Genomic DNA, 11259 nt, shown 5'->3' on the forward strand with positions numbered 1-11259 from the left:
ACTGGATACACCTTCTGTGTTCCGGCGTCACCGGCAGGGTCCCGGGACGAGTCGGCAGCGGTGCGACCCGAGCCCACTCGTCTACGATCGCGGCATGTCCCCCGTGCAGATCAACGGTCCTCGAGACGGCCACACCCGCAGTGCCACGGTGAGTCCCGGAAGTCTCGTCTTCACCGCCGGTGCGGCGCCGATCGACGACGACGGCGCAACCGTCGCTCCCGGCAACGTCCGTGAGCAGGCCGTGCAGTGCATGAAGAACCTGGAGGCCGCACTGATCGAATCCGGTGCGACGCTGCGCGACGTCGCCAAGGTCACGGTCTTCGTGGCCGAGCACCTCCAGGCGGACCTGGTGGTCGCCTGGGACGCGGTGACCGAGGCCTTCGGCGATCACCGACCCGCAGGCAGCCTGCTGGGCGTCTCGGTCCTGGCCTACGACGATCAGCTGGTGGAGATCGAAGCGGTGGCCGCGGTCCCGGCCTGATCGGGTCCGCCGGTCGACCGGGTGCCGTGAACCCCGAGGGCGGCCCGGCCCGATATACTCGCACCGCGCGCCTCCTTAGCTCAGTGGTAGAGCACTCGCCTTGTAAGCGAGCGGTCGTCGGTTCAATCCCGACAGGGGGCTCCACGGACGAACGCCGCGTACCGATCCGGTACGCGGCGTTGTCGTTCGCGAGTCCGGCTCGCGGGTGCGGCCGGCTACCAGATGACCGCGAGACCCGCGGCCAGCAACGACAGCGCACCGACGGCCCAGAAGAGGGGCCGCGGTACGGGTTCGCCGGTGCGCTTCTGTCGCGCGCTCCCCATGCCCAGGATCGCGCCGAGCACGAGCAGGATCACCAGCTTGATCCCGATCTTCGGATAGTTCAGGTCGATTCCGGCCGGCCAGGGGGCCGCGAGTGCCAGTCCGGTCAGCAGGGAGAGCAGCAGTCCGTAGTCCATCACGCGGGTGACGCGGAACTCGCGTGCCACGAGCTGGGTCACCCAGGCCCCGAAGGTCACCGCGAAACCGATGATGTGCAGGAAGATTACGACGTTGCGTAGTAGCTCCATGGGGTCACAATAGCGAGTGGACGCGGCTGAGTTCCGGACAATCGGAACAGGTTCTCGGTGCACGATGGACTGATGAAGCACGACGAACCGGGCACCTCCTCCGTCCCGCCCTCACCAGCGGACGACTCCACGAGCGGAACGCGACCGCTGGCCCACACCCGCGTGGGCACCTTCCGGGGGGTCGTCGGCGAGCGGGCCGACATCTGGCGGGGTGTCCGATACGCCCGTCCGCCCGTGGGAGAGCTGCGCTGGCGTCGAGCGGTGCCCCTCGAAGCGAGCGACGCACCCGAGGGCGTCGTGGAGGCCTCGACCTTCGGCGCGGTGTGTCCGCAACAACTCAACCCCGCGGTGCGGCTCGGTCCCGACGTGGTCATGGACGAGGACTGTCTGTTCCTCAACGTCTGGACCCCGCCGGGTTCGTCGGAGCACGCCGACGACGCCGTCGGACTCCCGGTCATGGTGTGGCTGCACGGCGGCGCCTACGTGCTGGGTTCGGGCGGTCAGCCGTTCTACGAGGGCTCGAACCTCGCCGCCGCCGGTGATGTGGTCGTCGTGACGCTCAACTACCGGCTCGGAGTGCTCGGTTTCGCCGACCTCTCCTCGATCGACGAGCGATTCGAATCGAACGCCGGCCTCAGTGATGTGTTGGCCGCACTGAGGTGGGTCCGCGACCACATCGCGGCGTTCGGCGGCGATCCCGACAAGGTGACCGTGTTCGGTGAGTCGGCTGGTGCGGGACTGGTCACCGCGTTGCTCACCATGCCGGCCGCGGCCGGACTCTTCGGCCGTGCGATCGCGCAGAGTTCGCCCGTGACATCCATGTACGGGGCCGACCGGGCGGCGCGCGTCGCCGAGCAACTGCTCGAGGTGGCCGGGATCGACGCGAGCGAACTCGACACCGGCGAGATCGTCGGGCGGCTCGACGAACTCGACGGCATGACCTGTTCGGCGATCACCACCGCACTGTTCGAGAAGGTCCCCGCCGAGACGCCGGGGACCATCGCCTTCGCGCCCGTCATCGACGGCGATCTGCTGCCCGAGCATCCCCTCGACGTCTACCGGGCGGGCCGCGCGCATCCGGTGCCGCTGATCATCGGGACCAACCGCGACGAGGCAAACCTGTTCAAGTACATGAAGTCTCCGCTCATGCCGATCACCACCGCCGACATCGAGCGCATGTTCGCCGGGATGGCCCAGGAGTATCCGGACGTCGTCCTCCCCGAGCGTGCGCAGGTGCTCTCCGCCTATTCGGGCCTGCGCCCCAAGGTGACCGGGCTCGGCGTGGCCCGCGACGTGGCGTTCCGGATGCCCACCTTGTGGCTCGCCGAGGCGCACGCACGCTCCGCGCCGGTCTACGTGTACCGCTACGACTGGACGACGAGGATGTTCCGGCTCCTCGGGCTCGGCGCCGCCCACGCCACCGAAGTCCCTTATGTGTGGGGCAATCTGGGTGCCGGACCGCGGGACATCACCTTTCTGCTCGGCGGGCGCAAGCAGGGAGAAGCGGTGTCCGAGAGAATGGTTCGACGATGGACCGCGTTCGCGCACGGGCAGGAGCCGGACGCCGGGTCGCTCGGGGATCACTGGCCGACCTACGACACCGGGCATCGTCCGGTGCTGCGCATCGATGCCGAGGATCGGGTCGTGCAGAACCTCGACGGCGACATCTGGGAGGCGTGGGGCGACGAGGTGCTCGGCTTCCGCTGAGGCGGCCGCTGCCCGACAGGGTCCTTTCAGTCCCGGCCGCAGTTCGCACGGACCTCGACGTGTGGGAGGTAGGCGTCGCGCTGGGCGTCGGTGATGGGTGCGGTGCTCGCGCAGATCCAGTCGCGGGCAACGTCGAGATCGAGCGTGTGCAGGTACACGTTCCCGGTGGTGTCACCCGCGGAGATGATCTCCTCGTCGGACGGGAGCCGGACGGGTAGCTGCCAGGTCGTGGTGGTGTCGGTGGTGGCGAGCAACGTCCCGACCGGTTGCCGATCGGTGAGCTGACCGTCGTCGTCGAGCGCGAAGCTGATCAGTTCGTGTGTCGCGGTGCCGACCGCGAGCCGGTTGGGCGCCACGGACACCGTCGAGGCGAACATGTCCTCGTGCCGATCGAGGAGTTCTGGTTCGGCGTCCGTGCCGACCGGCGGCAGGCGCCAGGTGGAGAGATCGCGGGAGGCGACCACCAGGACGTCTCCGTCGTCGTCGAATGCGGCCTGGGCGACCGGCGCCTCGACGGCGATGACGTCGATCGGGTCCGGACTCCTCGACGTGAGGTCGTACAGATAGACCCGCTTGTCGTCGGAGGCCAGCGCGATCCGGGTGCCGTCGGGGCTGAAGGCGACGTTGCGGATGAGGTCGGTCGGTCCGCGCAGCGATGCGCCCACCCGCCGTGGGGAACCGGGTACCGAGGTGTCCCACAGGGCGACGGTCGTGTCCGTGTCACCGGTCGCGAGGAGGTCTCCCGACGGCGCGAAGACGACCGGGAAGGAATAGCGGGTCGCGACGTCGAGGGCCGCGGCGCGCCGCGGGGCCGCCGCGTCGGCGATGTCCCACAGCTCGACGAGCCCGCCGTTGTTGTTCGCGGTCGCGGCCAGGGTTCCGGGCCCGTTGAGGCTGACGCGCGGATGGTCGTTGACCCGGCGCTGGATGGGCGTCCGCGACCGCAGGGTGAGGCCGTCGGACATCGTCCACAGGTTCAGTGTGGTGTCGGAGCCGACCGTCGCGAGGACTCGTTGGGCGGCGTCGGTGTCCAGTCCGGTGATCGTGCCGCCGCGGTCGGGCTCGGTCCGGTCGGGCAGGCTCCAGACGTCGATCGTGCCGTCGGACCGGCCGGACACGAGCTGCTCACCGCTGGGGTCGAAGCGGGCGGCGAAGGTTCGTACCGAGCCCTGCTCGGAGGTGGTCTGCAGCGCCCACTGCAAGGTGGGCGAGGCCGGGTTCGCGGTGTTCCAGACCCGGACGAGACCGTCGGCGCGTGCGGACGCGAGCTGCGAACCCGACCCGTCGAAGCCGATGGACCACGACCCCGCCGTGCTGTTGGGGAGGGACGTGCTCAGTGGGCGCGGTGCGAGCGGGTCGGCAACATCCCACAGTTGGGTGTTGGGGCTGTCGCCGGTGATCGCCAACGAGCGACTGTCGGGGCTGAAGGCGACGGCGTGGGTGATGCTCGGGAAACCGGTGAGCGGCGGGCCCAGTGGTTGCGGTGACTCGCCGGTCGTCCAGAGCCGCACGGTCCGGTCGTCGCCGCCGCTGGCGAGCACGCGGCCGTCGGGGCTGAAGGACAGGGTCCGCGCCGCGGCGGTGTGACCGCGCAGGACGGCTGTCTCCCGGATCGATCCGGTCGGTGAGACCGCGTACATCGTGATGGTGCCGTCGTCCGACGATGCGGCCAGGGTCCGGCCGTCGGCGGCGAACCGCACCATGTAGACCGTGCCGTGACCGGGGGACACCGTCGTCGCGAGTCGCGGGTTCGGTGCGTCGGTCAGATCCCACATGCGGACGGAACCGTCACCGCTGCTGCTCGCCAGCAGCTGTCGGGTCGGATGGAAGTCGGTGCTGGTGACGTAGTTGCCGAAGCCGCGCAGAACCGCGACCTCCCGATAGTTCGGCGAACCGGCCCGGGTCCAGACACGCACGGTCCGGTCTCCGCTCGCCGACGCGAGCTGGTCACCCGTCCGGTCGAAGGACAGGTCGTACACGGGACCGGTGTGTCCGGTCAGCGGAGTGACGAGGGGTGTCGTCGCGGCGCCGCGCAACCGACTCTCCACGGTCGGGTCGTCGGGATAGATCTGCTGCGCGATCAGCAGCAACCGCGCGGCCAGCGACGGATTGGAGTACTGCATGCTGTCGATGTGGGACAGCAGCGCCGACCGCTCGGCGGCGTTGCGCTGTTGCCGCAGGTCGTGGGCCTGCCGGAACCCGATGGCCGCGGTGATGGACGCCGCGATGGCGAGCACGACGATCACCGACACCGCACCGACACGGGTGAGGCGACGCCGACGCTGCATGGCGACCGCGGCGTCGAGGAAGGCGTCGTTCTCTCTGCTCAGCAGATGCAGGTAGTCGCTGCGGAGTGCCCGTCGTCGGCGCGTGGCGTCGTCGAGGCGCGACCCGGTGTACAGGAACGACCGGCCGCGGCCGTTGGCCGACCACGCCGCGCTGTCGGCGTCGACCTGCTGGCGCCACAGGTGGTTGTCGGTGTCGTCGGCGATCCATTCGGCGAGACGTGGCCAGGCGGTCAGCACGACGTCGTGTACGAGCATGACCGAGTCGGTGGACACCGTGAGCAGCCTGGCTTGCGCGAACTCGTCGATGACGGTGGCGACCTCGGGCGGGAACCGGTTCGTGATGGTCGCCGTGGACAGCGGCACGCGCAGCGCGATCCCGGCCGGACCGACGTGGACGAGGGCGAGCAGAACGGCGCGCGCGAGGTCCCGATGGCGCGGATCGATCGCCGCCCAGGCGGCTTCGGCGGTGTCGGCGACGGCGCGTGCGATACCGCCGGTGGCCCGGTACCCGGACAGGGTCATCCGGTTGCCGCTGCGGCGAGCCCAGGTCGCCTGCAGGACGTGTGCCAGCAGCGGCAGCCGGCCGGCGCGGTCACCGCCCGTCGATGCCTCGTACAGCTCGGTGATCATCACATCGGCGAGTCCGGTCTCGATCCGGCCGCCGGCGAGCCGGACGGGCGCGGTGATGACCTCCCGCAGCTGTGTGCGGGTCATCTCCGAGACGATCACGCAGCGGTGCTGCCACGCGTCGGCGAGGAACGGGTGCTCGACGCACTGACTGAAGAAGTCGGCTCGCACGCCGACCACGACGACGGCTCCGGCCGCCAGTTCCTCGACCTCGCGCAGCGTCTCGGCCCGGAGCGAGTCCTCGAGGGAGAAGACGTTCTCGAACTGGTCGATCACGATGACCGCGTCCCCGGTCGCCGGCTCCGGCGCCTCGGTGGCCCCCGGGTCGTCCGGGTCGTCCGGGTCCGCGATGGTCAGACCGTCCGGGGTGATCTCGCCGAGCCGAGGCGACGGCAGCCGGGCGTCCCGGGCGAGGCCGGCGCGCAGCAGCGACGATTTGCCCGATCCCGACACCCCGGTCACGACGACGAGCCGCGACGCCGGGGAGCGGGGCGGGGGTCCTTCGCGGGCCGCCAGGATCGCGTCGACGAGGGTGCCGACGACGTCGTCGCGGCCGAAGTACATCTGGCTGTCGGCCGCGGTCAGGGTGGCGAGGCCCGCAAACGGCCGCGCGTGCTGCGGCACCGAGGACGGCTCGTCCGCGCGGGTCTCCTCGGGCGCCCGGTGGTCCCACATCTCTCGCCATTGCGGGATGGTCAGGACGTCATCGGCGCCGGCGGCGACGGCGCGTGCGGTCAGCCAGACCAGCAGCGGTTCGACGGTCGCGAAGTCCCGGGGGAGATGCCTGCCGTTGCGCCAGTCGCTGATCCGCTGAGCCGAGGCCCGCGCTCGTGTCGCCGAGGCCCGCAGCGTGGGGCGACCCGCTTGCACGAACAGCCGCGTGAGTGCCTGACCGAAATCCACTCAGCTGTCCCCATGCTCGCCCCGACTGATCGACCGCACCATCATGCGATAGCGGAACCCCCTGCGCCACCATCGACGATCGGGATGTGGCGACGGACACACATCGGGCTGTGATCGGTGTGTGCCACCGTCCGGCTGGGCGGAACCGGAACCGGCTCTGTCCGGTCCGGATAGTCCGTTATCTGCCTGACCTGTGCCTTCGGGGCTGTTTCCGGCGCCGGGGTGGAGTGGGCCGCGTTCGTGAGGTCTGCTGGTGGGGCGCAGCTCGACGGGGGTCGGGAAGCGCTCACGTTGCGTCGGTCGAAGGACACACGGAGGTGTTCGGCGAACACTGCCCGTCGGGGGCTGTGTGTCGTTCGGCTCACACGACCGCGCGGGTGCCGGACACCGGGTCGACGGGGGTCGGCGGTTTCCGGCACCCGCGTCCTCTCTTCCTGTCGGGTCTGCTCACTACGATCGCTCCATGCGACTGCTCCCGGGGACCGGCCGATGACCTCTCGCCCGGTGATCACCGACGCCCAGCGCCGCGCGCGCCTCATGCGCCGGGCACACCTCGACGCGTCGTCGCGGGCTACCGACGCAGTCGAGGCGGCCGCCACCATGGTCGGTTTGCACGCCACCACCCCGTCGACGGTCCACCTGGCGGCATGGGCACGCGTCGGTCCGGGCTTCGCGCGCGAATCCGTCGACACCGCCCTCTACGACGACCGGACTCTCGTCAAGCACCTCGCAATGCGACGGACGTTGTTCGTGTTCCCGCGGGACGTACTGGCCGACTCCGTCGGCGCGCTCGGACCGCGGATCTCGGCCTCCGAACGCACCAACATGCTGCGCGACCTCCGGCGCAGTCCCGACTTCGACGACCCCGAGGGCTGGATCGAGACCGCGCGACAGGCGGTCCTGGCCGAACTCGCGAGTGGCGAGTCGCTGACGTCGACCGAACTCCGGGAGCGACTGCCGGCTCTCGACGGCTACATCTCCTACGGTGCGGGGACCTCGTGGGCGGGACGCGCCCCGATGGGGCCGCGCGTGCTGAACATGCTCGACGCCGAGGGCGCGATCGTCCGGGGGCCCAACCGGCTGAGCTGGCATCTGTCGCGGCCGGCGTGGACGTCGATGCCGCTCTGGCTCGGCGAGGAACTGCCATCGATCAGCGTCCACGACGGGCACTGCGCGCTGATCGGACGCTGGCTGCGTACTCACGGACCCGGTACCGAGACAGACCTGGCCTGGTGGCTGGGGTCGACCAAGACCGCGGTCCGTGCGGCCCTCGCCCAACTCGAGACGATCCAGGTCGACCTGGAGGGCGGCGGCGTCGGCCACGTCCTACCCGACGACTTACCCGACGGCACCGACGACGAGCCGGTCGAACCGCAGGCCGTCCTCCTGCCCGAGCTCGATCCGACCACGATGGGGTACAAGGAGCGAGGCTTCTATCTCGGGGGCCATGCCCCGCAGGTCTTCGACTCCGCGGGCAACGGTGGTCAGACCGCGTGGTGGGACGGGCGGATCGTCGGCGGCTGGTATCGGCGCGCCGACTCGTCGATCGACATCATCCCGCTCGAACCGCTGACCCGCGCTGCGCGTCGCGCACTCGACGCCCGGGCCGACGAGCTCGCGGCGTGGCTGGGCGACGAACCGCTCAAGACCGGATACGCCGCACCGTATGCGCGCGGGTTGTGAGACGTCGCCGATTCGACGTCTGAATCGATAGCTGTCAATATTGACGGATGTCGAACAAGAACCTGCTGGCGCCGGTCGGCCATGGCTTGAGCGTTGACGAGGCGGAGACTTTCGCGCCGGTGTTGAAGGCGCTCGCGGATCCGGTTCGGTTGCGGTTGCTGTCGGAGATCGCCGCACATCCGGGAGGTGAGGCGTGCGTCTGTGACATCTCCGGACCGTTCGACGTCTCGCAACCGACGATCTCGCACCATCTCAAAGTACTGCGGGAGGCGGGCCTGGTGACCGGTGAGCGCCGGGCGACCTGGGTGTACTACCGAGTGAACACGGATGTGCTGCAACGGTTATCGGGTCTGCTGGCCGATCTGACGGTGGTCGTCGGGGAGCCCCGGTCGTGTGCGGTGCCGCAGTGACCGCCGCAGGTGCCGCGGTGGCGGGCAAGTTGTCGGTGCTCGACCGGTTCCTGCCGGTGTGGATCGGCGCAGCGATGGTCGTGGGTTTGCTGTTGGGCCGCATCGTTCCCGGCATGGGTGATGCGCTGGCGGCGACAGAGATCGACGGGATCTCGCTGCCGATCGCTCTCGGACTGCTGATCATGATGTATCCGGTACTGGCCAAGGTGCGCTACGACCGGCTCGACTCGGTCACCGGCGATCGTCGTCTGCTACTGGGATCACTACTCCTGAATTGGATTGTCGGACCGGCGTTGATGTTCGCGCTGGCCTGGCTCCTGCTTCCGGACCTGCCCGAGTATCGGACCGGATTGATCATCGTCGGTCTGGCCCGATGCATAGCGATGGTCATCATCTGGAATGACCTGGCGTGCGGCGACCGCGAAGCCGCGGCCGTCCTCGTTGCCCTCAACTCGGTGTTCCAGGTGATCATGTTCGCGGTTCTGGGCTGGTTCTACCTCTCAGTGCTGCCCGGTTGGCTCGGCCTCGAACAGACGACCATCGACACCTCGCCGTGGCAGATCGCCAAGTCGGTGCTGATCTTCCTCGGAATCCCCCTGCTCGCCGGCTATCTCACCCGCCGCGTCGGCGAACGGGCCAGAGGTCGCGAGTGGTACGAGTCCTCGTTCCTGCCGCGTCTGGGTCCATGGGCGCTGTACGGGCTGCTGTTCACCATTATCGTTCTCTTCGCCTTGCAGGGCGAGCAGATCACTTCGGAGCCCTGGGATGTCGTCCGGATAGCTCTACCGCTGCTGATCTATTTCGCGGTGATGTGGGGTGGCGGGTTCCTCCTAGGCGCGGCCATGGGTCTGGGTTACGCGCGCACCACAACGCTGGCGTTCACCGCAGCCGGCAACAACTTCGAGCTCGCCATTGCCGTCGCGATCGCGACCTACGGTGCAACCTCCGGCCAAGCACTGGCCGGAGTGATCGGACCACTCATCGAGGTGCCAGTCCTCGTCGCCCTCGTGTACGTGTCCCTTGCGTTGCGTAAACGTTTCGCCGAAGCCGCCGACCCGACCAGGGAGCCCGTACGCCGTGCCTGAACCCATCGATGTGCTCTTCGTCTGTGTGAGCAACCGCGGCAAATCCGTGATGGCCGAACGCCTCACGCCTACTGTCACCGATCGGATCGCTGCATCGTCGGCGGGCACCGGTGCCAAGGTCGGCGGGCAGGTCAACGCATTGTCTGCCCAGGTGCTCGCCGAGGTCGGCGCCGACGTCACCGGACACCGGCCTCGGCAACTGACCGACGAACTGATGCGCGCCGCCGATCTGGTCGTGGTGGTCGGCACCGCCGACGTCACCGCGCCGGAGGGCGTCGCCATGGAGGTGTGGCACACCGACGAACCCTCCGAGCGTGGCATCGACGGTGTCGAACGGATGCGACTGATCCGCGACGACATCGTCACTCGCATCCGCGATCTCGCCGACCGCCTGGAGCGGTAGACGTTCAGAAGGGTGGTGGGTTGGCGGCGTTCCATGCGTCGATCTCGCGATGGTGGGTGGTGGTGCGGGTGGTTCGCTGGTCGGCGAGTTTGTTGCGTGCGGGATGGTCGGGTGGGCGTCCGGGGACGAGGTAGCCGAACAGGTCGCGGCCGTTGAAGGCGTTGCCGATGAAGGTGTGTCCGGTCGGGGACTGAAAATAGGCGGTCATGTACTCGTCTTGGTAGTCCCGCCACATGCCGAAGGTCTTGATGCGGTGGTGGAACCGGCAGAGCGGTTTGAGGTTGCGTTGGGTGGTCGTACCGCCGGCCGTGGGTGTGTGGTGGTCGAACGGGATGGTGTGGTCGAGGTCTGTCGTCCACACCGGTTGGTTACAGCCGGGGAAGGTGCAGCACAGTTCACCGCACCGCACCAGCGTCTGGAGTTTGCGGCTCGGCGCGTAGCGTGTTTCGGCTGCAGTGTCAGCGGCGGGGCTGGTGCCGGGTGTGGTGAGGAAGGAGCGTTGCGCGTCGACCAGGAGCGAGCGCATGGTGTCGGCGTCGATGAGGCCGTGACCGTCGAGGAAGCCGGGGTCGTCGTCGAGGCCGAGCAGCGTCGACAGGTTCACCACGATGTGGAACATCGGCACAGGCTGGTGCGGTCCGGTGTCGGTCACCGGGGCTGGTTCGGATACCGGGATCGGTTCGGGCGCTGAGGCCGCCGGTTGGATTGCTGCCGAGGCGGTGTCGCACTCGGGCTCGGTGTCGGTGTCGTTCTCGTCGAGATCGACCGCTGGTGGGGGTGTGCAGTGTGGGCAGCGGCAGGGCAGCGTGTCGAGGTGGGCGGCCAGCGCGATCATCGCGTCGGCGCGTCGTTGCCTCTTGGTGCGTGGGTCGTCGGAGTGTACGGAGGCGGCCATCGTGTCGAGTCGGGCGTTGAGTGCGGCGGCGTCGGTGACCGGGAGGCTGCCGCTGATGCGGGACTGGCCGGGCGTGAATCGGTCGGGTGTGATGGTGATGGTGCGGTCGGCGGTGGCGCGTTCACGGCGCCGGCGGATTGCGTCGGGGGCGTGTGTGGCGACGATGGCGTCGACCAGGGTGGTGAACTGGGTGGTCGACATCGGTGGG

At 69.1% G+C, this 11259-nt stretch carries 9 protein-coding genes and 1 tRNA gene; 7 read left to right on the forward strand and 3 right to left on the reverse strand.

Annotated elements, in window-relative coordinates; genetic code table 11:
- Positions 1-94 precede the first annotated feature (94 nt).
- The gene (locus ACFW3F_RS19835) at positions 95-481 is read left to right on the forward strand and encodes a RidA family protein (protein ID WP_388060405.1); all 387 of its coding nucleotides are present in this window, start codon (positions 95-97) and stop codon (positions 479-481) included.
- A 69-nt stretch (positions 482-550) separates the two neighbouring features.
- A tRNA-Thr gene (locus tag ACFW3F_RS19840) sits at positions 551-625 on the forward strand.
- A 71-nt stretch (positions 626-696) separates the two neighbouring features.
- On the opposite strand, the gene ACFW3F_RS19845 is transcribed toward ACFW3F_RS19840, so the two are convergent.
- Positions 697-1050: a Fe-S protein gene (locus ACFW3F_RS19845; RefSeq protein ID WP_388060407.1), complete on the reverse strand. Its 354-nt coding sequence runs from the start codon at positions 1048-1050 to the stop codon at positions 697-699.
- A gap of 72 nt (positions 1051-1122) precedes the next feature.
- Here ACFW3F_RS19845 and ACFW3F_RS19850 point away from each other — a divergent pair, with 72 nt between their 5' ends.
- Positions 1123-2757, forward strand: coding sequence for a carboxylesterase/lipase family protein (locus tag ACFW3F_RS19850; RefSeq protein WP_388060409.1), 1635 nt, complete (start codon positions 1123-1125; stop codon positions 2755-2757).
- 26 nt (positions 2758-2783) lie between these two features.
- Here the strand turns inward: ACFW3F_RS19850 and ACFW3F_RS19855 are convergent, their stop codons facing one another.
- A complete protein-coding gene (locus ACFW3F_RS19855) occupies positions 2784-6575 on the reverse strand; it encodes a hypothetical protein (RefSeq protein WP_388060411.1) in 3792 nt (1263 codons plus the stop codon).
- A 489-nt stretch (positions 6576-7064) separates the two neighbouring features.
- Between ACFW3F_RS19855 and ACFW3F_RS19860 the strand changes: the two genes are divergently transcribed.
- From ACFW3F_RS19860 to ACFW3F_RS19875, 4 genes are read left to right on the forward strand one after another with little or no spacing between them, the layout of a single operon-like run.
- The gene (locus ACFW3F_RS19860) at positions 7065-8258 is read left to right on the forward strand and encodes a winged helix DNA-binding domain-containing protein (RefSeq protein WP_388060413.1); all 1194 of its coding nucleotides are present in this window, start codon (positions 7065-7067) and stop codon (positions 8256-8258) included.
- 47 nt (positions 8259-8305) lie between these two features.
- Positions 8306-8668 carry an ArsR/SmtB family transcription factor gene (locus ACFW3F_RS19865; RefSeq protein ID WP_388060415.1) on the forward strand — a complete coding sequence of 121 codons (363 nt, stop codon included), beginning with the start codon at positions 8306-8308 and terminating at the stop codon, positions 8666-8668.
- Entirely contained in the window at positions 8665-9753 is a 1089-nt protein-coding gene (gene arsB / locus ACFW3F_RS19870) for an ACR3 family arsenite efflux transporter (protein ID WP_388060416.1), read from the forward strand. Before ACFW3F_RS19865 ends, arsB begins: the two co-directional genes overlap by 4 nt.
- Positions 9746-10156, forward strand: a complete 411-nt coding sequence (locus ACFW3F_RS19875) for a low molecular weight phosphatase family protein (protein WP_388060418.1) — start codon at positions 9746-9748, stop codon at positions 10154-10156. The genes arsB and ACFW3F_RS19875 overlap by 8 nt, the downstream gene beginning before the upstream one ends.
- A gap of 4 nt (positions 10157-10160) precedes the next feature.
- Here ACFW3F_RS19875 and ACFW3F_RS19880 read toward each other — a convergent pair.
- A partial coding sequence (locus ACFW3F_RS19880; RefSeq protein WP_388060420.1) for a DUF222 domain-containing protein occupies positions 10161-11259 on the reverse strand: 1099 nt, incomplete at its 5' end.

It is taken from the genome of Gordonia sp. NPDC058843, assembly GCF_042743165.1.
Classification (GTDB): domain Bacteria; phylum Actinomycetota; class Actinomycetes; order Mycobacteriales; family Mycobacteriaceae; genus Gordonia.